This is a genomic window from Microbacterium suaedae, from assembly GCF_003254645.1.
Classification (GTDB): Bacteria; Actinomycetota; Actinomycetes; order Actinomycetales; family Microbacteriaceae; genus Microbacterium; species Microbacterium suaedae.
The window spans coordinates 461396-484794 of sequence record NZ_PNFD01000003.1; the positions used below are offsets into that span (position 1 = coordinate 461396).

A 23399-nucleotide genomic window follows, 5' to 3' on the forward strand; every position below is an offset into this window, starting at 1 on the left:
CGACGACCGCCGCGTCAGGCGTCGAGCCCGAGCTCGGCGAGCACCGCGGCGGCGATCTCGGCGTCCTCGTCGGGAGTGCCGCCTGCGATGCCCAGTCCGCCCAGGTGACGTCCGTCGGCTGCGAGCGGCACGCCTCCGCGGATGTTGGTCACCAGGTGACCCGTCGCCATCGGCAGCGCGACGGCGAACTCGCCCTGCATCCATCCGCTCGGGCGCCGACTCGAAGCCGACGTGTTCGCCTTCCGTCGACTCGTCTCGGTGCTGTGCGCCATCGTGCCGTCGGCGCGGGCGAACGCCACGAGCGCGAGGCTCGGATCGACGACGGTCGCGGCGACGCGCACGCCGCGGCGCGCCCCGATCTCGAGCGCGAGGTCGATCGCGCGGAGCGCGGTCTCGTGGCTGACGACGGCGGTCTCGACGTAATGTCCCATGTTCTCTCCCTGTTCGTTCTCGGTCACCGGGTGCTCGCCGCCTTGTGCTCGCGGCGACGCCGGTGGAGGATCGGCTCGGTGTAGCCGTTCGGCTGCCGTGCGCCGTCGAAGACGAGATCGCAGGCCGCTTGGAAGGCGATGCTCGCGTCGGGGTCCTCGGACATCGGGCGGTACTCGGGATCCGCCGCGTTCTGGCCGTCGACGACCGCGGCCATGCGGCGCAGGCTCTCCCGCACCTCCTCCTCCGACACGACCCCGTGACGAAGCCAGTTCGCGACGTGCTGGCTCGAGATGCGCAGCGTCGCTCGATCCTCCATCAGGCCGATGTCGTGGATGTCGGGCACCTTGGAGCACCCGACGCCGTCGTCGATCCAGCGCACCACGTAGCCGAGCAGCGACTGCAGGTTGTTGTCGAGCTCTTCGCGACGTTCCGCGTCGCTCCACTCGGGCGTCGCGACGACGGCGACCGTGAGGAGATCATCGAGCGTGCCCCGACGCGCTCCGCGCAGCGCCTCCTGCCGCTCGCGTACATCGACACGGTGATAATGGATCGCGTGCAGCGTCGCGGCCGTCGGCGAGGGGACCCAGGCCGTCGTCGCGCCCGACCGCGGGTGGGCGATCTTCTTCTCGAGCATGTCGGCCATGAGGTCGGGCATCGCCCACATGCCCTTGCCGATCTGACCACGCCCGGCGAGCCCCGCCTCGAGGCCGATGTCGACGTTCTGGTCCTCATAGGCCGAGATCCAGGGCTGGTCGCGCATAGCGGCCTTGCGCACGAAGGGGCCCGCCTCGAAGGAGGTGTGGATCTCGTCGCCGGATCGGTCGAGGAAGCCGGTGTTGATGAAGACGATGCGATCCGAGGCCGCACCGATCGACGCCTTCAGATTGACCGTCGTCCGCCGCTCCTCGTCCATGAGCCCCAGCTTGAGAGTGCGCGGCGGGAGCCCCAGCAGATCCTCAACGCGGGAGAACAGCTCGACGGCGAAGGCGACCTCGTCGGGGCCGTGCATCTTCGGCTTCACGATGTAGATGGATCCCTCGCGACCGTTGCGCCTCGGGTTCGCTCCGTCGATCCCGGGCAGGGCCGTGAGCGCGGTGAGCGCGGCGTCCATGATGCCCTCGCCGATCTCCGCCCCGTCGGCATCGAGGATCGCATCGGTCGTCATCAGGTGGCCGACGTTGCGGACGAACAGGAGCGAGCGGCCCGGCAGCACGACCTCATCTCCCGTGGGCGCCATGTATCGGCGGTCGTCCGCGAGCTCTCGCTCGACGGTGCGTCCGTTCTTCGTGAATGTGTCGCGCAGCTCGCCCCGATTGAGCCCGAGCCAATTGCGATACGCGGCGACCTTGTCCGCCGCGTCGACCGCCGCGACGGAGTCCTCGAAGTCGACGATCGTCGTCGTCGCGGCCTCGAGGATGACGTCGGACACGCCGGCCGCGTCCGCGGCTCCGATCGGGGAGGATCGATCGATGCGAATGTCGATGTGAAGTCCGTTGTGCACGAGGAGGATCGCGGAGGGAGCGCTCGGCCCCCCCGCCCACCCGACGAGCTGCGCGGGATCCGCGAGGCCGGTCGGCCCGCCGGACAGACGCACCTCGAGCGCGTCGCCGACGATCGAGTAGGCCGTCGCGTCCGCGTGCGATCCGACCTCGAGCGGAGCCACCTCGTCGAGAAGCGATCGCACGGCCGCGACGACCTGCGCGCCGCGCGCCGCGTCGTACCCGGGCCCGACCGGGGAGCCAGGCAGCGCGTCCGTGCCGTAGAGCGCATCATAGAGGGATCCCCACCGCGCGTTAGCGGCGTTCAGCGCGTATCGCGCGTTAGAGACCGGCACCACGAGCTGGGGGCCGGGCACCCGCGCGATCTCGTCGTCGACACCGCTCGTCGTCACCGCGATGTCGTCGGGCTCGGGACGCAGGTAGCCGATGTCCTCGAGCATCGTGCGATAGGCGTCCGCATCGATCGGGAGCGGATTCTCGCGGTGCCAGCGGTCGATCTCGGCCTGCAGCCGATCGCGTTCCTCGAGCAGCGCGCGATTCCGGGGCGCGAGGTCGGCCACGATTCGCGCGAGCCCTTCCCAGAAGGCCTGCGCGTCGATTCCGGTGCCGTCCAGCGCCTCCCGCTCAACGAACGCGTGCAGTTCCTCGTCAATGAGCAGGCCAGCGGCCTTCACTCGTTCAGCCATCGGTGTTCCTCCGTGGTCGGCCGCTCACGCGGCGAAGATGGTGCCGGGGTTCAGGATCCCCGCGGGATCGAGCGCACGCTTGACACGATGCGAGACGTCGAGGAGATCGTCGCCGATCTGGTCGACGAGCCACGGGCGCTTGAGCCGACCGACGCCGTGCTCTCCCGTGATCGTGCCGCCCAGGTCGATCGCGAGATCCATGATCTGTCCATAGGAGCGCTCGGCCCGCCGGACCATGTCCCGATCCTCGAGATCGACGACCACCAGTGGGTGCGTGTTGCCGTCACCCGCGTGCGCGATGAAGGCGATCGTCACGTCGTTCTCGGCCGCGATCCGCTCGACTCCACTGATGAGACGCGGGAGCTCGGGGATCGCGACGCCGACGTCCTCGAGAAGGAGCGAACCGAGTCGCTCCACGGCGGGGATCGCGATTCGCCGCGCGTGCGCGTATCGCTCGCCGTCCTCGACATCGGCCGTCTCGAAGCACTCGGTCGCGCCGTGGCGTTCGAACGCGTCGAGCATGATGGCGACCTCCTCACCCGTGGGACTCCGATCGTCCGAGCGCGCCACCACGAGCGCCGCGGCGTCTCGGCGCAGGCCCATCGCCAGTTCGTCCTCCACCGCGCCGATACTCACGCCGTCCATGTACTCGAGCATTGAGGGACGGATGCGGCGCGCGATCTCGGCCACGGCGGCGCCTGCCGCCGCGGAGCTGTCGAACCAGCCGACGACGGTGCGCGGCGCCATCGGTGCAGGGAGGAGCCGGAGCGTGATCTCCGTGATGATCCCGAGCGTGCCCTCGCTGCCGACGAACAGCTTCAGCATCGAGAGCCCGGCCACATCCTTGAGACGCGGACCGCCGATGCGGACGGCACGCCCGTCTGCGAGGACGACCTCGATGCCCAGCACATAGTCCGTCGTGACGCCGTACTTCACACAGCACAGACCGCCCGCATTCGTCGCGACGTTCCCGCCGATCGAGCAGAACTCTGCGGATGCGGGATCCGGCGGGTACCAGAGGCCGACCTCTGCGGCCGCCGCCTTCACCTCCGCGTTCATGAGGCCGGGCTGCACCACTGCTGTGCGCGTCGTCTCGTCGATGGAGAGACCACGCATGCGCTCCGTCGAGAGCACGATGCCGCCCTGGACCGCGGAGGCACCACCCGAGAGCCCCGAGCCGGCACCGCGGGGGACGACGGGGATACCGTTCGCCGTCGCCCATCGCATCACGGCCTGGACGTGTTCGGTGCGCTCCGCGAGCACAACGGCGAGCGGGACCGCCACGTTGCGATCGTTCGCGCGGTCGCGGCGATACGGCTCCGTCGACTCGGGATCCGTGAGCACCTCGACATCGGGAAGCGCGTCGATGAGTTCGACCAGGGGTGGCTTCGCGGCTCCGGTCGCGGTTTGATCGACCATCTTTCTCCCTCAGCTCTGAGTCGGATGACGGGTCTCGAGCAGCCCGTCGGTCAGGAGTCGGACACGGTGACGGCCTCGAAGAGGCCGAGCCGCGGCAGCGGGATCACGAGATCGTCGCCCTCGACAAACGCCTCGAGCCGGACGTCGGCATGAAGCGCATGGGCGACGACCTGTTCGCCTGCGCGACCCCGCAGCCGCAGCCGGGCGCGATCGATCGGTACGTGCGGACCGTAGGATCGACGCCGCAGCCCGGAGTGGTTGATGAGGTGCGCGACGAGGTCGTCGCCGCTGCGTCCGATCACGATCTCGACGGCCTCGTGCGCCTCGAGCTCGATCGTGGGCCGCACGAGCGCGCGCACGATGTCGACGAACAGGTCGCGCGCGTCAGTCTTCGCGAACTCGCGATATGTGCGCCCGATGGTCCACGGGATGATCGCGCTTGATCCGGCGCCGACGCGACGCCGCGCCCAGACCGGGTCGCCGCCGACGACGTGCCCGAAGGCGTACTCGGGCGGACCGAAGGGCGCCTGCGGCAGGATGCCCCCGAACCGCTCGGTGTTTTCCGCCCAGCGCAGCCGTTCGAGCCGCCCCGCCACGGGCACGATCGGCCCTTCGTAGGCGAGGCGGTCGGCGCGGGGCTGCGCGTTCGTCGAAGCGTAGGACGAGCGCAGATCGGTTCCGGTGACGGGCGGTGAGACCCTTCCGCTCGCGGGGCTCGTGCGCAGTTCGACACCGTCGTCACCGATGCCGGAGCTGCCCGTGGTGAGAAGGGATCCGCCCCGTTCGACGTACGTGTCGAGCTCGGATCCGGCACCGCGCAGACCGCCGAGATCCGGCAGCACGACGAGCGCGTACCGGTCGAGGCCTCCCGCACTTGCGACAGCGCCCACACGGTCGATCGGTACGACGTCGAACGACAGGTGGCGTTCGGTCAGCGCCTGATGGACGCCGCGGTACTCCTCGACGAGATCCCAATACCCGCCCGGAGGCGCCGATCCGAAGTCGGGGCGCACGACAGCGATCTCGGCCGCGGTGCGCAGGCCGTCGTACAGTGCGCGGTGTGCCGCGCGGAAACGCATCACCTCTCGACCGACCGCGATCGATGCGCTCATCGGCAGGCGCCCGGGAGCACCGAAGTAGTAGGCCGAGGGGTTCCCGCCGCGCGCGATCGCCTGGACCAGGTGCTGTGCGAAATGCTCGGCCTCCTCGGGCGCCATCCGGTAGGTCGAATCGACGAAGGCGACGCAGTTGACGAGCACGGCGGCTTCGGGATCCGTCGCCGTCGCGGCGCTGACGGCCTCGCCCGTGGCGTAGGGCCAGAGCTCTTTGCCCGGCATCGCTCGGAACGCGTTGTTCCCCTCGAGATACTCGACCGGAGCGCCGCGTCTCAGAACGACCGCGATGTCGCGGTCGAACGATTCCACGTGATCGACGATCCGCGCCGTGAGGTCGGCGAGCACCCACGCCGTATACTGGCGCCACCTTCCGAAGGTCGGCGATCGCATGCCCTCGGGGTGCGCCGCACCGCCGGAGAACGCCGCGAAGCCGGCGAGGCACGCGGCGCAGTGGCAGGGCCCGTGCATCACCTCGCTGTAGTCGCGCTCGTTGAAGTTGAACCAGTTGAAGAAGACGCCGTCTACGTCGTACCGCTCGAGCACTTCGTCGACGACGTCGAACGTGCGCTCCTGGTAGTACGCAGCAGACGGGCACGCACTCGCCAGGCCGTTATACATCTGCGGTGCGCCGTCGACGTCGCGATAGAGCCACTCGGGATTCTCATCGGCGATGCGCGCTGGCAGCTTCGACATGTCGAATCGCGCGATCACCTTCACGCCCTTCGCGTGCGCCGCCGCGACGGCATCGCCGAACAGATCGCCCGACGGCCGCTCTCGAAGCAGGGGCTCGCGCGTCTGGAACGGAAGATCGCTGGGGTGGAACGAGAGGATCCCACCCGCGTTGAGAAGCCAGGTGTCCGCACCGCAGTCGATCGCCGCATCGACGGCGGCGCCCGCGTCCATGAGGGCGTCGACCGGCTGCAGATTCGTCTGCAGAACCTGGAACGGCGCGCGCCAGCGGCTGTCAGCGGAGAGACGACGCACCGTGTCGGGTTGCGTCCAATCGATCGAGGCCGAGGTCATCGCGAACCGTTCATCTCTTCAGCCAGCTTGAGCAGGGCCGAGTGATCCAGGCCCCCGTCGCCGCGCGCGACGAGCGCCCGCACGAGCTGGGTGACCGCCGCCGTGAGGGGGAGCGAGAGTCCGTCGGACCCGGCGGTGCGTTCCACGATCCCCAGATCCTTCGCGTGGAGCGCGAGCCGGAAACCGGGATCGAACTGATGATCCAGCATGGCGTCGCGTTTCCGCTCGAGCACCGTGCTGCCGGCGAGGCCGCCCCCGATCACCTCGAGAGCAGCCGTGAGCTGCGCCCCCTGAGATTGCAGGAGCACAATCGCCTCAGCGACGAGCTGGATGTTGCCGGCGACGATGAGCTGATTGGCCGCTTTGACGACCTGGCCGGCGCCGACCGGCCCGACGTGGACGATCGTTCGCCCCATGTCTTCGAGGAGCGACCGCACATCGGCGACGTCGTCGTCCGAGCCGCCGACCATGATCGACAGAACCGCATCGACCGCGCCCGCCTCTCCTCCGCTGACCGGCGCGTCAAGGTATCGACCACCGGCTGCGGAGACCCTCGATGCCAGCGCGCGCGTCGCCTCCGCATCGATCGTGCTCATGTCGATGACGACAGCGCCGGGCTTCAGGGCGGGAACGACCTGGTCGACGACGGACTCGACGTCGAGAGTGTCCGGGAGCATCGTGATGACGACGTCCGCGTCCGCGGTCGCCGCCGCGACGTCCCGGACGACGGCGAGCCCCGCCTGCGCGGCGCGCTCCGCGGCGGCATCCGATCGGACGATTCCGGTGACGGCGTGACCGGCCCGGGCGAGGTTGCGGGCCATGGGCAGACCCATGATACCCAGACCGATGAAGGCGATCTTCGCCATTCGACACTCCTCTCGTCGGTGAGAAATCCACTGTCGGACCACCGATCGGCAACCGATTGACGACCACCGTAACGCATCCGAAGATCCGTCGCGACCCCAGAAGCTCATCGCCTTCCTTCTTACGATGACGTCAGGGTCTTCGACAATGCAGGGCAGCCCCTGACCACGCTACGCGGAGCAGCGCCGGAACGGAATCACATTTTCGTCAACCGATTGACGCACTGCGCCATCCGTAGCACGATGAGGTCCACCGGACTGCGACGTCGACGTCGCCGAGGAGAGGACCCGCCCGTCATGACCGAACCGGACCAGCACACGATCGGCACCGTGCTGTCGACGCTCCTGTGGAGCGACGAGGAGATCGGCCGACTCCGTGACGCGATCGGCGCCGAGGAGTTCATTCACGTCCATCCCCGCGAGTTCGACCGTGTCGCCGAGGCTCTCGAGCGTGCCGAGGTGGCGATCCTCCCGATCGACCTCGACGACCGATTCCTCGAAGCCCCGAATCTGCGCTGGGTCCACTGCGACCACTCGGGGCTGACGAAGTCCGCCCGGCCCGAGGTGTTCGCGCGCGGCCTGATCGTGACCGGGTCGGCAGGCCGCTCGGCGCCGGCGCTCGCCCAGCACGCCTTTTACTTCGCCCTGGGTCTCGCGTTCGATGCACGCGGGCTGCACCGCATGCAGGAGGAGCACGTCTGGCAGGGTCTCCCCGACTACCAGAATCGCCTCGCCCTATCGGGCCAGACGCTGGGCGTCATCGGGCTGGGCCACACGGGCACGGCGATGGCCGCTCTCGGAAAGGCATTCGGCATGCGCGTGCTCGGCTACCGCCGTTCGAAGGGGGAAACCCCGCCGAGCGTCGACAGAATGTTCTCCGCCGACCACGGCGACAGTGTCGACGAACTGCTCGCCGAGTCCGATGTCGTCATGCTCGCGGTGCCCCTCAGCGACGAGACGCACCACCTGATCAGCGCGTCCCAGCTCGCCCAAATGCGCCCGAACGCCACTCTCATCAACATGGCTCGGGGGCCGGTCGTCGACCAGGACGCCCTCATCGACGCGCTGCGCAGAGGCGAGATCGCCGGCGCGGGGCTCGACGTCACGACGCCGGAGCCCCTCCCCGATGAGTCGCCGCTCTGGGATATGCCGAACGTGCTCATCACGCCGCACATCACCCCGAAGCTGGCCGATCGCACGCAGCGATCGATCGACATCATCGCCGAGAACGCCCGGCGCTACCGCCGTGGCGAGCCGATGCTCAACGCCATGACGCCGCGCGACCTCTACACCCAGGGCTGACGCCCGCACGACCGGAACACTCGTCGAAGGAGACAAGATGCTTCACCCCACCCGCGCCGCGGCGATCGCCGCCGCCACGACCATCGCCGTGACGCTCACCGCGTGCGGCTCCGGCGACACATCGGGGACGGAGGGCGAGTCGAACGGCTCCGACGCCAAGATGACCATGACCGTCCAGGCGCCCCCGAACTCGTTCGATCCCGCGCAGCTGCACGACGGGCAGCAGCGGTACCTCTGGGGCGCCCTCTACGACACCCTCCTGTACAGCGACACGACGGGCAAGGTGACGCCGAACGCGGCGGAGACCTGGGAATACTCCGACGACAGAAAGACCCTCACGCTCACCCTCCGCGAAGGGATGACCTACTCGACCGGCGACCCCGTCACGGCCGCGGACGTCGCCGGTGTGCTCGAGCGCACGCGCACCACCCCCGGCCCCCAGCAGAGCAACCTCGCGGCGGTCTCGTCCGTGAGCGCCCCCGACGAGCGCACGGTCGTCCTCGCGCTCAGCGAGCCGGATCCAAACCTGCTCGTCGCGCTGTCCTACGGCGCCGGGGCGATCGCCGAGCCCGACGCGATCGAGGCCGACGCCGACACGCTCGACCCCGTCGGATCGGGCCCCTACGCGCTCGACGAGGAGCGCACGGCCGACGGAACGACCTACGTTCTCGAGCGTCGCAACGACCACTGGAACGCCGAGACCTATCCGTTCGAGACGATCACCGTGCGGGTAATGCAGGACCGGACGGCCCAGTTCAACGCGCTCATCGCGGGTGAGATCGACGCGGGCACCATCGAGGCCCAGCTCGCCGGACAGGCCGAGTCGAACGGTCTGGAGCTCACGACCGTCGAAGGCGCGTCGCTGGGGTCGATCGTCATCGCCGACCGAGGCGGCGAGGTCGCCGAGCCGCTCGCGGATGTGCGCGTCCGCCAGGCGATCAATTATGCGCTCGACAAGCAGGGCATGATCGACGGCCTCCTCGGCGGCGCCGGGACGCCGGCGTCGCAGCTGTTCAACAGCTCATCGCCGGCGTACGTCAAAGAGCTCACGGATCGCTACGAGTACGATCCCGACGAGGCGCGGCGCCTGCTGGCCGAGGCCGGCTACGAGGACGGCTTCACCCTCGCGATGCCCGAGAGTCTCTTCGTGACCCACTTCCAGGCCAGCATCACGCAGGGGCTCAAGGACGTCGGGATCACGGTGGACTGGGAGCCCGTGCCCGCGTCCCAGTCGGGGCAGACCACGGACTGGGGCATGTACTTCAACTTCGGAGGCATGGCGGCCCCGTCGCGCATTAGCTCCCTCTACTTCGCGCCCGACGGCTCGCAGAATCCCTTCCACCATCGAGACAACGTCATGGACGGCCTGCTCGCGGACTTGCAGACCGAGGGCGATCCCGAGAAGGCGAACGAGATCTACCGCGAGATGAACGAGCACGTCGTCGAACAGGGGTGGTACGTACCGATGTTCCTGCAGTCGTCGACCTGGGCCATGAGCGATGCCGTCGCATACGTCGGCGGATCCACATCCCTCCAGGACATCCGCGAGTTCGGGGCACCGTGATCCCCGCCGGAGACGAACGCACGAGTATCGTGCTGCTCAACTCGCTCGCGACGCGCGCGGCCTTGTGGGACGGGGTGCGCCACTCGCTCCCCGACGACGTCGACGCCGTAACGTTCGACCAGCGCGATCAGCGTCACAGCGACGATGCGGCGCCATTCGCACTCGACGACATGGTGGACGACGCGGTCGCCGCGCTCGACGAACGCGGGATCGCTCGCGCGCACGTCGCCGGCGTGTCGCTCGGGGGGATCGTGGCCCTGCACGCCGCGGCCACGCGGCCCGACCGATTCGTCACCGTCACGGCGATGTGCTGCGCTGCCCGCTTCCCGCGCGACGTCTGGATCGAACGCGCGGCGGCGGTTCGGGAGGTGGGCCTCGCTCCGCTCGTCCCCGCCGTACTCAATCGATGGTTCACCCCTGTGTTCCAGGACGCGCACCCCGCCCTCGTCGGCCGCTTCGCGTCGATGCTGGCGGCGACACCCGATGACGGCTACGCGCGGGCGTGCGATCTTCTCGCCGAGGCCGACGTGTCGGGCGAGCTCTCCCGCATCGAGCAGCCGGCGCTCATCGTCTCCGGGGAGCTCGACAACGCGAATCCCGTCGAGCACCAGCGCCGCATCGTCGACGGGATCCCGCATGCCTCCCACACAATCGTTCCGGACGCGGGGCACCTCGTCCCGGCGTCCCACCCGGAGACCGTCGCCCGCCTGCTGATCGAGCAGCTGCGCGCGTCGTGATCGGTCGCCTCCGAGCGAGGCGCATGACGAGGGGGCACCGGCGTCGCCGGTGCCCCCTCGTCACGATCGCGCCTACCAGTCGTGCACGGTACCGTCGGCGAGGCGGTTGTACGGCAGGTACGCTCTCTCGTACGGGTACTTCCCCGCCTCGTCGACGTCGAGCTCGACGCCGAGCCCTGGCTTCGTGCCCGGGTGCAGCAGACCGTTCCGCCACGTGTACGACTGCTGGAATACCTCGTTGGTTTTGTCGCCGTGCTGCATGTACTCCTGGATCCCGAAGTTGTGGATCGCGAGCCCCAGGTGCGCCTGCGCCGCCATCCCGACGGGCGAGATGTCGGTGGGCCCGTGGAACCCGGACCTGATCTGATACATCGCCGCGTAGTCCATCGTCTTCTTCAGCGGCGTGATGCCGCCCATGTGCGTGACCGCACCGCGCACGTAGTCGATAAGCTGCTCGCTGATCAGGTCCTGAAAGTCCCAGATCGTGTTGAAGATCTCGCCGATCGCCAGCGGCGTCGTCGTATGCTGCCGCACCAGGCGCAGCGCCTCTTGATTCTCGGCCGGGGTGCAGTCCTCCAGCCAGAACAGGTCATACGGCTCGAGCGATCTCCCGAGTTTCGCCGCCTGGATCGGCGTCATCCGGTGGTGCCCGTCATGCAGCAGCGGGATCTCCGGACCGAATTCGTTCCGCACCGCTTCGAAGACGCCGGGCAGGTGCCGCAGATACGCGCGGGTATCCCAGTCCTCCTGCACCGGCAGCGCACCGCGGCGGGCGGGCTCGTGATCGTAGCGCGCCCCGCCGCCTGTGTCGGCCGACTGCGAAGCGATCCCATAGATCGCCTTCAGCCCGGGAATCCCCGACTGGACCCGGATCGCGCGATATCCCTCATCGAGGTGCTCACGCACTGAGTCGAAGAGCTCGGGCAGTTCCTTGCCCGACGCGTGCCCGTAGGCGAGCAGACCGTCGCGCGAGGCGCCGCCAAGCAGCTCATGCACGGGCATCCCGGCGATCTTGCCCTTGATGTCCCACAGCGCCATGTCGACGGCGGCGATCGACGCCATCGTCACGGGACCCCGACGCCAGTACGCGCCGCGATACAGAAACTGCCACGTGTCCTCGATGCGCGACGAATCCCGACCGATCAGCAGTGGGACGACATGCTCCTGCAGATAGGCCACGACGGCGAGCTCGCGGCCGTTGAGGGTCGCGTCGCCAAGCCCTGTGACGCCGTCGGACGTCGTGAGCTTCAGCGTCACGAAATTCCGGTCCGGACTCGTGACGATGACCTCTGCCCTGTCGATGATCATGGCATCTCCTTCGATTGCGTGACGCCTCCATTGAAGCGTGCGGCGACCCATGTTGTCAATCGGTTGCCACATGCATCGCAACGTGAGGGAGGCGAAGACGAACGAATCACGACAGAAAGGCGCACCATGCCCCCCCATCGCTACCTCCACGATCGGCGAATGGCTCGACAGTCCCGAGGGTGACCCCCTCATCTGGGAGCTGCTCGAAGCCGCCGACGTCTCCGCCGAGCCCCTCGACCCCTTACGTGGCGTCCATCACCGGCGACATCACGCAGTAGGAGTCGATCGACGAGATCCTCACCGCCTCTGGCGACCGCTTCGACGGCCCCGCGAACATCGCGAGCATCAACGACGATTTCTCGCCGCTCCACGACACGAGCAACGCCATGCAGAACCACCGCGTCAACGCAATGGCGGCGGGCGGCGTCGCCACCTGGATTCCTCTTCCCCCGAGCGTGTCGGAGGCGGGCTCGGTGCATCTGAATCCGTTCCAGAGCCAGATCCCGACGGTCGCCACGGCCGAGGAGCTCGCCGCGTCGATCATCTTCCTGCTGTCCGACGACGCCGTCAACCTCAACGGCGTCGTCTTGCCCTCCGACTGCGGCTGGTCAGTGCAGTAGCGCCCCCTCAACGAGCGCCCCCGGCCGTCGGCCGGGGGCGCTCGTCGTCGATCAGGAGACCGTTACCCGCGGCAACGACGCGTGAGGCTCGGCGACGAGAGTGCGCTCCCCCGCCACTGAGAACGCCCCCTCGAGCGGGAGGTCCTCGGAGGACGACCCGCACCGCACCCCGTACTCGCCGGGATCGACGACGAACCGCCCGTCTTCGCAGGTGTAGCCGAGCTGGGCCAGATCGATCTCGATCGTGACGCGGCGCGACTCGCCGGGCGCGAGCGGCACGCGCGCAAATCCAGCGAGCTGGCGCTCGGGGCGCGTGATCGCGTACGCCGGCGCCGAGACGTACACCTGCACGACCTGGGCGCCGTCGCGATGGCCGTCGTTGGTCACGGTGACCGCGATCGACGCGGTGCCCGCGGTGTCGGTGGGGTCGGTGATCGCCAGCTCGGACAGCGAGAACGTCGTATAGCCGAGGCCGTGACCGAAGGGGTACAGAGGCGTGTTCTCGAGGTCGATGTATCCCGTGAACTGATCGGCCACCGTGCGGCGCTGCCCGCTACCGGTCTTCTGCGCGTGATGGATCGGCGCCTGACCGACGTGGCGCGGGATCGTGAACGGCAGCTTCCCCGATGGCGCGACGGATCCCGTGAGGACCGCGGCGAGCGCCGCGCCGCCCTCCGGGCCCGGGACATACCCCGTGAGGATCGCGTCGACGAGCCCCTCGATGCGCGAGAGGTCGTACGGCTTGCCCATGTACAGCACGGCGACGACGGGCTTTCCAAGCGCGGCGAGCGCCTCGACGAGCTCGACCTGCCTGGCGGGGATCTCGATCGTCGCCGAATCGGATCCCTCACCCTCGGTCGCGCGTCCGGCGAACGCGGCCGATCGACCGCCGATCGCCGCGACGATGACGTCGGCGTCGCGCGCGGCGTCGACGGCCGCCGCGATGTCGGCGGGTTCGTCGTCGAGCACGCCCGTCCCGGGTGCCGTGACGACGCTCGCCCCGGGGAGCTCGACGCGGAGCGCCTCGGCGAGGGTCGGCGTCCCGTGCGTCTCGCGGGCCCGGCGCTCGGGGTCGAGCCCCGCCATCGCCGCGGCCTTCGCCTTCTTCTTCTCGGCGGCGGCCGGATCCTCATCCGACAGCGCTGCCTCCATCCCGGCCATGCGCGACTTCCCCAGGAGCATTCCACGCAGTGTCTCGAGGAAGGCCGGGTGGGTGTAGTTCGCGAAGCCCGACATCAGCGTGTCGGCGTGGGGGCCGATGACGGCGACGGACGACACGTCAGGCGCGATCGGCAGCGCGCCGTCGTTCTTGAGCAGCGTGACCGACTCGTCGGTGATGCGCCGGGACAGGTCCTTCCCACTCGTGGCGAGGGCTGTCAGGCGTGCGGCGTCGTCGTCGACAAAGGGATCGTCGAACAGGCCGAGCGCGAACTTGTGGGTCAGCGTGCGGTGCACGGCGGCGTCGACGTCGGCTCCGCTCGCCTCCCCGCGCTCGAGGCGCGCGACGAGCTCGGGGCCGTACGCGTACGGCGACGGCAACTCGACGTCGAGCCCAGCCGATAGACCCGCGTCGGCGATGCGGTCGCGGTCGCCGACGCCCTGGCGCTCGACGACGTAGAACAGGCTGCGGTAGTCGGACACGACGGTGCCGTCGAAGCCGAGCTCCCCGCGCAGGAGATCGGTGAGGATCTCGCGCGAGGTGGCGACGGGAGCGCCGTCGATCTCGGAGTAGCTGTTCATGACGCTCTGCAGGCCGGCGATGCGGATCGCGGCCTCGAACGGCGCGGCGTGCACGTCGCGCAACTCGCGCGCACCGAGGTGCGTCGCGGCCATGTTCTGACCGCCCTCGCTCCACGCGTAGCCGAGGAAGTGCTTCGCGGTCGCGATGACGCCCTCGCGCAAGTCGTCGCCCTGCAGACCGTCGACGTAGGCGACGCCGAAGGCCGAGGCGAGCAGCACGTCCTCGCCGTACGTCTCGTGCACGCGGCCCCAGCGGGCGTCGCGCGCCACGTCGAGCACAGGCGCGAGCGCCTGGCGCACGCCGGTCGCGCGCATCTGGCGGCGGATGAGGTCGGCCATCTCCCGGATCGCAGACGGGTCCCAGGTCGCGGCGAGGCCAATCGCCGTGGGGAAGGACGTGAACGCCTCGCCCTGCACGCCATTGAGCGCCTCATTATGGAGGAGCGCGGGGATCCCGAGACGCGTGCGGTCGCGCAGGTGCGCCTGCAGCTCGTTGTTGAGGCGGGCGAACTCGGCGGCGCCTCCGACGGCTGTGCCCACGCCGCAGATGTGGCCGATGCCGTGGGAGAGGTGCGCCTGGAGGACCTCGGGCGTCATATTGTCGGGCGCGCCGAGCGTGTGCGGCAGGACGCCGGTGAGCTGCGCGACCTTCTCGGCCGGCTCCATGCGCGCGAGCAGCTGCGACGCGCGCTCGGCGGGCGAGAGCAGTCGGTCGGGTGAGGTGTCGGTCATCATGATCCTTCGAGCGAGAGCCGCCAGCTCCACGCGTAGTGGGTGCCGACGAGGCGATGGGGTGGACGTGTGTCGGGGCCGAGCAACCCCGTTCCGACGCCGCGGTGGGCGACGTCGAGGTGGATCCGCGTCACGGCGCGCGCGGGAAGCTCCCACCAGTGGTCGGCGGCCTCGAGCTCGTCGGCGCTGTGCCGCGAGACGGTGGCGTGCAGACCATGCGGGGCCTCCACGCGGATCCTGCCGGCGGAGCCCGAGACGTCGAGGCATGTGACCCCGCCGCGCGTACCGTTGGCCTGAGGCCTCACGTAGGGGACGGCCCAGTCGTCGACGCGCTGCGTCCAGCGGCCGAGCAGCGCGGCGGCGCGGCGATCGGGGTAGTTCTCCCAGGGTCCGAGCCCGACCCAGGAGGTGTCGTCGAATCCATCGCGCAGCACGAACTCGACGCCGACGCGGAGGCCGTCACGGGTACCCTCGGGCAGGATCACCTCCTCGTCGAAGACGAGGTCACGCGACTCGACTTCCCCGACGCGGCGCCGGTGGACAACGCGGTCGCCGAACGCAGTCCGATACGCGATCTCGACCGTCGCCGCGTCCTCGGCCTGCGCGACGCGGACGTCCTCGGGGGTGAGCTGGAAGAAGCCCGATCGGACGAAACGCTGGTCGAGCGCGAAGGCCATGTCGTTGTCGGTCAGCGCACGCCACAGCGACAGCCGCGGTGGACTCGCGAGCAGCTCGTCGACGACGTCGCCGCCGCTATCGAGCGCGGGCGCGCGTGTCGGAACGGGAAGGGGCGCTGCGGCGACGAGCAGCCGCACCTGGTCCGCGACCAGTTCGGTGCCGGCGGGCGCCCAGGGCGCGTCGGCCGCGGTGCGCCCGACGAGAGTCAACGCGATCGCACCCGGCGCGCGCACGGCCCGCACGATGTCCGGCGGCAGCTCGACGACGGCCGTCGCACCGGCGACGACGCGCGGGAGCGCGAGATCAGCGGTCGCGATCGGACCGTCCGCCGACTCCACGCGCGCCTCGAACCGCAGCCACGACAGATCAGCGAACGCCTGACGGCTGCGGATCGCGACGCGACCCGCCGCGGCGAGGACGGCGTCCGAGACGATCCGCGCGGGCGCGAAGACGCCGCGAACCTCGAGGAGGGCGGGCTGAGGGCGCAGATCGGAGAACACGATGCCGTTGAGCATCGTGGCGACAGGTTGCGGGTGGTCTCCGAAGTCGCCCCCATACCGGAAGCTCCCGTCGCGGTCGGGGTCGAGGGCGTGATCGGCGAACTGCCAGATGAACCCGCCCTGCAACCTCGGAAAGGTCTCGAACATCCGCCAGTACTCGGCGAGCCCTCCCGTCGAGTTCCCTTGCGAGTACGCGTACTCGCACGCGATGAGGGGACGGTCGGATCGGGAGTCCCGCGCGTACGACTCGAGGGCCGCGAACGACGGGTACATGGGACACACGACATCCGACGCCGCGCGCCCGCCGTGCCAGTCATCGGCGATCGCGCCCTCGTAGTGGACCGGGCGCGTGGGGTCGGCGCGGCGGATCCACGCGGCCGCCGCGTCGTGCGCGGCCCCGTGGCCCGTCTCGTTCCCGAGCGACCACAGGATGACCGACGGATGGTTGCGGTCGCGGCGCACCATCCGCGCGACCCGATCGACGATCTCGGTCAGGTAGCGCGGGTCGTCCGCGATCGTCGACGCGAACGCGTGCCCCTCGACGTCCGCCTCGTCGACGACGTAGAGGCCGTACTGGTCGCACAGATCGAGGAGCACGGGGTCGTTCGGATAGTGCGCCGTACGGATGGCGTTGACGTTGTGGCGCTTGAGGAGCGACAGCTCGGCGGCCATCCGCTCGCGGCTCATCACACGACCCGTCGTGGGGTCGACGTCGTGGCGCGCGACGCCCTGGACGAGGATCCTCTCGCCGTTGACGAGCAGATCGGGTCCAACGATCTGCACCCGACGGAAGCCGACGCGCAGGGAGGTGCGATCGACGACCGCCCCGTCGCGATCGCGGAGCTCGACGGCGAGGTCGTAGAGCACCGGCGTCTCGGCCGACCACGGCGCGACGTCGAGGCCCTCGAGGTCGATGCGCGCGGTTCCGGCCGGCGAGGTGGCGCGGTGGGCGACGATACCGCCCGCGTCGGGGATGGCCCGCAGCTCGGGTGGGACGGCGCCGCCGGCCGCGTTGACGGACAGCATGTCCATCGCGTCCTCGGGGATCCGCGGCGCGGGGCGCACCGAACGGTCCCGCGACGGGGGCGGCATCGTGGGCGCCAACACGCGGCCCGCGACGGGCGCCGCGTGCTCCGCGCCGAGGATCGTCGCGACGATCTCATGCCCCGGATCCGTGTCGGCGGCCAGCGCGTCGACCCACGCCGTGAGCGTGAGCCGGCCCACCCCCGCGTCCGGGTCGAAATCGGCATCGACGTGCAGGTCGCTCAGGTGCACGGCGGGGACGACGATCAGTCCGACGGACCGCGAAAGGCCCGACTGCCACCACTGGTCCTGATCCTCGAGGTAGGAGGCGGCCGACCACTTCGCGACGTGCAGTTCGATGTCATTGTCGCCAGGACGGATCCGATCTGTCACGTCGAACTCGGCGGCGAGGTGCGCGTCGCCGCTCGTGCCCACGAGTTCGCCGTTGACGTACGCCCGGAGGTGGCCCTCAGCCGCGCCGACGTGGAGCAGCACGCGGTCGTCTCCGGCCTCGACCCGCGCCGTGCGGCGGTACACGCCGATCGGATTGCGCGACGGGACGGTGGGCGGCACGTCGTCGAACGGCATGGGGACGTTGGTATAGATCGGGCGGGCCTCCTCCGACGACATCGTCCAAAGGCCAGGCACCTGCGCCGACCCCCACGCGGCGCCGTCGAGCGCGTCGGTCGATGCGACGAGAGCGAACTCCCATTCGCCGTCGAGGTCGACGTCGAACCCTCGACGCACCGTCGTCATCGGCAGGCGCCCGAGGTGGACGAGCCCCGTCGTGTCGACCGCGGCGGTCACACCGACGCTCCGTTCCCGTGGATCCGAGCCCGGATGGCGTCCAGCGTGCGGTGGATCTCGATCGTCTCGTCGTGTGCATGCCAGGGGTGCTCGCGCACCCCGTCGGCGACGGCGCGCGCGACCTCGCCGATCATCGGGACGTATCCGTTGCCGTCCGTCGGCCGGGAGATCTCGTCAGGGGTGTGGAACACGGCCTCGCGGGAACCGGCGTGCACGAGGGCGCGGTCGCCGGCCCAGAACATCGCTGGGATCTCGATCCACCCCTCGGTGCCACTGATCGACGCCGAGGGGTCGACGAACTCCGTCATGGCGCAGGACGAGTGCGAGAGGCCGCCCGAGGCGTGGCGCAACGTGACGTCGGCGCGGGTGTCGACGCCGTCGGAGACGCCGCCCGACGCCGAGACATCGGCCACCGCCCCGAGCGCCCAGCTCGCGAGCGTGACCGGGTAGATCCCCTGGTCGAGCACGGTGCTGCCGCCGAGCTCGGCGCGCCACCGCGATCCGGAGCGAGGGAAGGGCATCCCGAATCCGCCGCGCACGTAGTGCGGATCGCCGATCAGGCCTTCGCCGATGCGGCGCATCACCTCGCGATGGAGCGGATTGAACTTCATCCACATCGCCTCCATCGCGAACAGGCCGCGCTCGGCGGCCCGCGCGAGGATCCTATCGGCGTCGCCGGCCGCGGTTGCGAGCGGCTTCTCGACGAGCACATGCTTGCCGGAGTCGAGAGCGCGGAGGGAGATCTCGAGGTGCGTGGCGGGCGGGGTCGCCACGTAGACCACGTCTACGTCGTCGCGCGCGAGGATCCGATCGAGGTCGACATCGTGCACGTCGATCGCGTGCCGCGCCGCGACGTCGCGCGCGGCGTCCGACCGGCGGCCCCAGACGGCGGCGACGCGCTCGCCGGCGGTGTGGATGTCGGGAACGAATCGCTCGACGATCCCGCCCGTGCCGATGACGGCCCAGCCGAGCCCCGGAGCGTTCATCAGTCCGTGCCGGGCTTGCGGTCGCCGAACGACGTCCAGCGGCGCCGGAGCGCGTGAGCGCCTGCCTTCGGTTTGCGGTCGCGCGTGAAGGCGCCCTTCTTGTTTCCTTCGACGCGGTGCGTGCCGTTCGACGTCTGGAAGTCGGCGAAGTTCCACACCTGCTCCCCGACGAAGTACGGCACCTCGTCGAACACTCGGTGATACATGTCGAGCAAACTCGCCTGATACTCCTCGGTCCACGGGCCGTCCCAGATGGAGTGCGCTCCCGGCTGCGTGTCGGCGCCGTACTCGGTCATCATCACCGGCTTGCCGAACGCCTCCCAGCTCGCGAGATCCATCCGGAGGTAACTCTCGGCGGTGCGCAGGTCCCCCGGCGTGACGTACCAGCCGTAGTACCGATTCAGGCTGATCACGTCGAACAGGTCGACGATCTGATCGTTCTTCGCGTTCGCGAACATCACGAGGGAGAAGGTGATCGGGCGGGAGGGGTCGAGCTCGCGCGCCAGACGCACGATCGGCTCGAAGTACTCGCGCGAGCCGTCCTCGTTCGAGGCCGGCTCGTTGATAAGCGACCACATGACGACACTCGGGTGATTCTTGTCGCGCGCGATGAGCTCGCGCACGTGCTGCGCCAGGGCCGCTTGCGATTCGTCGCCGATGACCTCGGGGCCGAAGGTGCGCTTCTCCCCACCCTTCGAGATCCCGGCATCGATCAGCATGTTGAGCCCCACCGCCGCCGTCTCGTCGATGATCACCATGCCGTGACGGTCGGCGAAGTCGAGCACGTCCTCGGCATACGGGTAGTGCGAAGTGCGGAATGAGTTCGCGCCGATCCACTCGAGCAGCTGGAAGTCGTGCACGAGGAATGCGTCGTCGTGGCCCTTGCCGCGAATCGGAGTATCCTCGTGCTTGCCGAAGCCCTTGAAGTAGAACGGCTCGCCGTTGATGAGGAACTCGGTGCCGCGCACCTCCACCGTGCGCACTCCGACGGTCTGCGTGTACTGATCGACGAGCTCCCCGCCAGCGCGCAGCTCGACGACGAGGTCGTACAGATACGCCGCGCCCGGCTGCCACAGCCGCACGTCGGCGACCTCCAGCTCGCCGACCGGCCCCGTACCGCACGCCACGTCGGCGCCCGATTCGTCGCGCAGCGTCACCGCGATGTCGCCGGCTCCCTCGACGTCGACGGCGTATCCGACGCGCCCGGTCGTCCCGGAATAGCCGGTCGTCACGGCGATGTCGGTCACGTGGGCCCGCGGCACGCTGTGCAGCCGAACCGAGCGGGCGAGCCCGGCGTAGTTGTAGAAGTCGTGCAGATATCTCTGCGACAGGGATCCGTCAGACGTCGTCGTCACCGTGCCGGGAGGAATCGTCTCCCTGGTGAGCCGGTTGTCGACGGCCACGGTGAGGCGGAACGACCCGCTCGCCTCGACGTGATCGGTGATATCGACATCGAAGGGCGTGTACCCGCCGACGTGTTCGCCGACGAGCGCGTCGCCGGCGTACACCCGTGCGGCGTGCGTCGCGGCGTCGAAGCGGATCAGGATCCGCTCACCCGCCCAGCCCCGCGGCACGCGCACGTCGCGTTGGTAATACACCCACCCGACGTGGTCGCGGATCTCGGGGTCGGCAAACTGGTCGTTGTAGCTCGCGGGGACCGCGACCTCGAGAGGCGTGTCGAGGCGTGCCGCCCACGGTTCGTCGCCGACCCGCGAGTCGATCGCGAATCGCCAGACGCCGTCGAGAATGACCTGCTCGCGGGTCGGAGTGGGGACGGGCTTCAGCATGGCGGGGCCTCCTGTGCGTCGTTGCCGATAGGACGAGTGAACCAGATTCCGTATCGAATGGCAACCGATTGCCTAAATGTCGAGCCTACCGTGTCCCGCGGACGCCCGCGCAGACGACAACGCCGCCCGCGACGGCGCAGCACGCGGCGACGGCATACAGCAGCGCGAAGTTCGACGCCCCCGCCGCGGCGCCAACCCCGAGGATCATGGGCGCGACGAGTGGCGCGATCGCGCCCGGTATCTTCTGCGAGAACATCGTGATCGCCATGTAGCGACCGGCCTCCGTCTCGCGGTTCGGCAGCACGTCGAGCGTCAGCGCCTGCGCGGGGGCGGAGAACAGGGCGACGCCGAGCGAGGTCACGAGTGTTCCCGTGATCAGCGACGGCACGTCGTGCGCGAACGCGAGCAGCGCCGACCCCGTCGCGAAGACGAGCGCCCCCGCGAGCACGACCGGGCGCCGCCGCCCGACGCGATCGCTGAGCCACCCGCCGCCGAGGGATCCGATCGACGCCGTGACGATGCTGAGTCCCGACGATAGGGCGAGCAGTCCGGCGACCGCCGACACGGCGAGCTCGAGACGCTGCGCGTAGAAGACGACGGTGAAGCTCGAGGTGAGCATGACTCCCATGAAGAAGAGGAAGCGTCCGCACCAGTTCCAGGTGAAGTCCGGGAAGGCGCGCGGAGAGAAGGCGTAGCTGCGCAGCACACGTCCCACGGTCAGCCGTTCCTCCCGCGGATGCGCCCTCGTGTCGGAATCGTCGACGACGACCGCGAACGGTGCGAGGCAGAGCAGACCGCCGATCGCGGGAATGCCGAACACGAATAGCGCGCTGTGCGGCACGATGCCGACGAGTGCGATACCGACCACCGGGGCGACCTGCATGACGAGGCCCGTGATCCCAGCGACCCTGCCGCGCTGTCGCGGGGCGAGATGATCGGCCTGCCAGTTCGCGACCGAGCCCGCGGCGGTGTTCCAGGCCGCGGTGCCGAGCATCCACGCCATCGCGAGCACCGCAACGTTCGGCGCGAGGGCGAGGAGGGGCACGGAAGCGACCCCGACGAGCGCACCCCCCACCGTGTAAGGGCGGCGGCGGCCCCAGCGCGAGCGTGTGCGGTCGCTGAGGAGGCCGGTCACGGGGGCGACGACCAGCGTCGCCGCGGCCCCGAGCCCGAGCGTCACGCCGAGCAGATCGGGGCGCCCCGGCGCGAGCTGCTCGATGCGCACGGCAAGGGAGTACGACATCGGCACGATGGCCGCCATCGCCGTCCCGAACGTCGCGACGACGAGTAGCAGGATCACCCGCGGCGGTACGGGCTCCGATGAAGGAGACGCCGGCGGCGTCACGCGTTTACGCGAGCCCGTTCCGCCGGGCGACATCGCCTAGCCACGCGAGGCTGGGCTTTGGGTCGCGCGCAAAGGTCTCCCGATCGACCGCGACGAGCCCGAACGTCGGCTCCCAATGCCCCCACTCGAAGTTGTCGAGGAGGGACCAGTGCAGGTACCCGCGCACATCCACCCCGTCGTCCATCGCCGCGCGGAGCCCAGCGAGCGCCTCGCGCGTGTATCGGATCCGCTGAGGATCGTCGCCCGTCGCAATCCCGTTCTCCGTGACGAGGATCGGGACGCCGCCCGTGACCTCCGCCGCGTGGCGCACGGCCATCCCAAGCGAGTCCGGACGGTATGCGGTGCCGACGAGTGTGTTCTCGGGGTGCGGGGGGTGGGGCACCGGACCGTGCTCGTCGACCTCCTGGCTCGAGTACGCCTGCACGCCGACCCAGTCGTCGCCGCGGCTACCCTCCCAGAACACGTCCTCCTTGCCGTAGCGCACCTCGCGGAGTTTCTCCTCGCCGCCCGGCGCGGCCGTGAGCGCACCCGCCGCGACGGTCCAGCCAACCTTGGCGTCAGTTCGCTCGCGTAGGACCTCGCGCGCCGCGTGGTGGATTCCCGCGAACATGCGCCCGATCTCGGGATCCGCGTACGCGAGCATGTTGCGCGCCGCGCGCTGGCGATCCTCGCCGGACTGCTCCCGCTCGACGGTTGGGCTCGTCCACTCTCCGTCGGCGGCGGCCGACACGCGCTGCATCGCCGTCATGATCGCCGCCTGCATGTTGGGCTCGTTCATCGTCGCGACCCACTCGACGCCCTCGAGGATCCGAGTCGTCTCGGCTACGTAGCGGACGAAGCGGTCGGATGCGTCAGGCGACGTCCATCCGCCCGCCTCCGCGAACCACTGCGGCGTCGTGAAGTGCTGCAGGGTGACGACGGGAGTCACGCCGCGCGCGAGGCACGCATCGACGACCCGCCGGTAGTGGTCGAGAGCCGCGCGCGAGAAGTGGCCGGGGATCGGCTCGATGCGCGACCACTCGAAGCTAAATCGATAGCTGTCGAGACCCGCCTCGGCGAGGAGCGCGATGTCCTCGTCGAAGCGGTGATAGCTGTCGCAGGCGTCGAGTGACAGCTCCATCCCTGGTGTCGACTGCTCGCGCGCCCACCAGTCGCTGTTGACGTTGCCGCCCTCGATCTGGTGACCGGCAGTCGAGGCGCCCCAGAGGAACTTGTCCGGGAATGCGTTCATGC

General features: G+C 69.6%; 17 protein-coding genes. 4 read left to right on the forward strand and 13 right to left on the reverse strand.

Features of this window, described 5'->3' with window-relative positions:
* Positions 1-14 precede the first annotated feature (14 nt).
* Genes C0012_RS11690 through C0012_RS11710 form a run of 5 tightly spaced genes read right to left on the reverse strand, consistent with a single transcriptional unit; the run spans position 15 to position 7148 of the window.
* Positions 15-458 (reverse strand): GlcG/HbpS family heme-binding protein, encoded by a 444-nt coding sequence (locus C0012_RS11690; RefSeq protein ID WP_110587999.1) that lies wholly within the window; start codon positions 456-458, stop codon positions 15-17.
* Positions 455-2617: a malate synthase G gene (locus C0012_RS11695; RefSeq protein WP_110587998.1), complete on the reverse strand. Its 2163-nt coding sequence runs from the start codon at positions 2615-2617 to the stop codon at positions 455-457. The genes C0012_RS11690 and C0012_RS11695 overlap by 4 nt, the downstream gene beginning before the upstream one ends.
* Before the next feature lie 24 nt (positions 2618-2641).
* Positions 2642-4036, reverse strand: coding sequence for an FAD-binding oxidoreductase (locus C0012_RS11700; RefSeq protein WP_110587997.1), 1395 nt, complete (start codon positions 4034-4036; stop codon positions 2642-2644).
* Positions 4037-4086: 50 nt separating this feature from the next.
* Positions 4087-6174 (reverse strand): beta-galactosidase, encoded by a 2088-nt coding sequence (locus C0012_RS11705; protein WP_110587996.1) that lies wholly within the window; start codon positions 6172-6174, stop codon positions 4087-4089.
* Positions 6171-7148: an NAD(P)-dependent oxidoreductase gene (locus C0012_RS11710; RefSeq protein WP_110587995.1), complete on the reverse strand. Its 978-nt coding sequence runs from the start codon at positions 7146-7148 to the stop codon at positions 6171-6173. The genes C0012_RS11705 and C0012_RS11710 overlap by 4 nt, the downstream gene beginning before the upstream one ends.
* A 186-nt stretch (positions 7149-7334) precedes the next feature.
* Here C0012_RS11710 and C0012_RS11715 point away from each other — a divergent pair, with 186 nt between their 5' ends.
* From C0012_RS11715 to C0012_RS11725, 3 genes are read left to right on the forward strand one after another with little or no spacing between them, the layout of a single operon-like run.
* Positions 7335-8339 (forward strand): D-2-hydroxyacid dehydrogenase, encoded by a 1005-nt coding sequence (locus C0012_RS11715; RefSeq protein WP_110587994.1) that lies wholly within the window; start codon positions 7335-7337, stop codon positions 8337-8339.
* A gap of 37 nt (positions 8340-8376) precedes the next feature.
* Positions 8377-9903 carry an ABC transporter substrate-binding protein gene (locus C0012_RS11720; RefSeq protein WP_110587993.1) on the forward strand — a complete coding sequence of 509 codons (1527 nt, stop codon included), beginning with the start codon at positions 8377-8379 and terminating at the stop codon, positions 9901-9903.
* On the forward strand, positions 9900-10640 hold the full coding sequence (locus C0012_RS11725; protein WP_162621756.1) for an alpha/beta fold hydrolase: 741 nt from the start codon (positions 9900-9902) through the stop codon (positions 10638-10640). Before C0012_RS11720 ends, C0012_RS11725 begins: the two co-directional genes overlap by 4 nt.
* A 72-nt stretch (positions 10641-10712) precedes the next feature.
* Here C0012_RS11725 and manD read toward each other — a convergent pair whose 3' ends face one another.
* Positions 10713-11948, reverse strand: a complete 1236-nt coding sequence (gene manD, locus C0012_RS11730) for a D-mannonate dehydratase ManD (RefSeq protein WP_110587991.1) — start codon at positions 11946-11948, stop codon at positions 10713-10715.
* Between the two features lie 241 nt (positions 11949-12189).
* Entirely contained in the window at positions 12190-12336 is a 147-nt protein-coding gene (locus C0012_RS15740; protein WP_232527906.1) for a hypothetical protein, read from the reverse strand.
* Between C0012_RS15740 and C0012_RS11735 the strand changes: the two genes are divergently transcribed.
* Positions 12335-12568, forward strand: coding sequence for an SDR family oxidoreductase (locus C0012_RS11735; protein WP_232527907.1), 234 nt, complete (start codon positions 12335-12337; stop codon positions 12566-12568). The genes C0012_RS15740 and C0012_RS11735 overlap by 2 nt on opposite strands.
* Before the next feature lie 51 nt (positions 12569-12619).
* Here C0012_RS11735 and C0012_RS11740 read toward each other — a convergent pair whose 3' ends face one another.
* From C0012_RS11740 to C0012_RS11765, 6 genes are all read right to left on the reverse strand, one after another.
* Complete coding sequence (locus C0012_RS11740) at positions 12620-15040, reverse strand: glycoside hydrolase family 3 N-terminal domain-containing protein (protein WP_110587989.1); 2421 nt, start codon at positions 15038-15040, stop codon at positions 12620-12622.
* On the reverse strand, positions 15040-18048 hold the full coding sequence (locus C0012_RS11745; protein WP_198411130.1) for a glycoside hydrolase family 2 TIM barrel-domain containing protein: 3009 nt from the start codon (positions 18046-18048) through the stop codon (positions 15040-15042). The genes C0012_RS11740 and C0012_RS11745 overlap by 1 nt, the downstream gene beginning before the upstream one ends.
* Positions 18045-19034, reverse strand: coding sequence for a Gfo/Idh/MocA family protein (locus C0012_RS11750; protein WP_110587988.1), 990 nt, complete (start codon positions 19032-19034; stop codon positions 18045-18047). Before C0012_RS11750 ends, C0012_RS11745 begins: the two co-directional genes overlap by 4 nt.
* Entirely contained in the window at positions 19034-20821 is a 1788-nt protein-coding gene (uidA, locus tag C0012_RS11755; RefSeq protein WP_110587987.1) for a beta-glucuronidase, read from the reverse strand. The genes C0012_RS11750 and uidA overlap by 1 nt, the downstream gene beginning before the upstream one ends.
* An 85-nt stretch (positions 20822-20906) precedes the next feature.
* Positions 20907-22166, reverse strand: a complete 1260-nt coding sequence (locus tag C0012_RS11760) for an MFS transporter (RefSeq protein WP_162621755.1) — start codon at positions 22164-22166, stop codon at positions 20907-20909.
* 4 nt (positions 22167-22170) lie between these two features.
* Positions 22171-23397 carry a glycoside hydrolase family 1 protein gene (locus tag C0012_RS11765; protein ID WP_110587985.1) on the reverse strand — a complete coding sequence of 409 codons (1227 nt, stop codon included), beginning with the start codon at positions 23395-23397 and terminating at the stop codon, positions 22171-22173.
* Between the last annotated feature and the right edge of the window lie 2 nt (positions 23398-23399).

Excerpts from the sequence above, each read along its gene's own strand:
- C0012_RS11705 (WP_110587996.1), bottom strand. The coding sequence starts at position 6,174 with ATGACCTCGGCCTCGATCGATTGGACGCAACCCGACACGGTGCGTCGT.
- C0012_RS11695 (WP_110587998.1), bottom strand. The coding sequence starts at position 2,617 with ATGGCTGAACGAGTGAAGGCCGCTGGCCTGCTCATTGACGAGGAACTG.
- C0012_RS15740 (WP_232527906.1), bottom strand. The coding sequence starts at position 12,336 with ATGGCGTTGCTCGTGTCGTGGAGCGGCGAGAAATCGTCGTTGATGCTC.
- uidA (WP_110587987.1), bottom strand. The coding sequence starts at position 20,821 with ATGCTGAAGCCCGTCCCCACTCCGACCCGCGAGCAGGTCATTCTCGAC.
- C0012_RS11715 (WP_110587994.1), top strand. The coding sequence starts at position 7,335 with ATGACCGAACCGGACCAGCACACGATCGGCACCGTGCTGTCGACGCTC.
- C0012_RS11735 (WP_232527907.1), top strand. The coding sequence starts at position 12,335 with ATGCAGAACCACCGCGTCAACGCAATGGCGGCGGGCGGCGTCGCCACC.
- C0012_RS11720 (WP_110587993.1), top strand. The coding sequence starts at position 8,377 with ATGCTTCACCCCACCCGCGCCGCGGCGATCGCCGCCGCCACGACCATC.
- C0012_RS11765 (WP_110587985.1), bottom strand. The coding sequence starts at position 23,397 with ATGAACGCATTCCCGGACAAGTTCCTCTGGGGCGCCTCGACTGCCGGT.
- C0012_RS11740 (WP_110587989.1), bottom strand. The coding sequence starts at position 15,040 with ATGACCGACACCTCACCCGACCGACTGCTCTCGCCCGCCGAGCGCGCG.
- C0012_RS11700 (WP_110587997.1), bottom strand. The coding sequence starts at position 4,036 with ATGGTCGATCAAACCGCGACCGGAGCCGCGAAGCCACCCCTGGTCGAA.
- C0012_RS11750 (WP_110587988.1), bottom strand. The coding sequence starts at position 19,034 with ATGAACGCTCCGGGGCTCGGCTGGGCCGTCATCGGCACGGGCGGGATC.
- C0012_RS11710 (WP_110587995.1), bottom strand. The coding sequence starts at position 7,148 with ATGAGCTTCTGGGGTCGCGACGGATCTTCGGATGCGTTACGGTGGTCG.
- manD (WP_110587991.1), bottom strand. The coding sequence starts at position 11,948 with ATGATCATCGACAGGGCAGAGGTCATCGTCACGAGTCCGGACCGGAAT.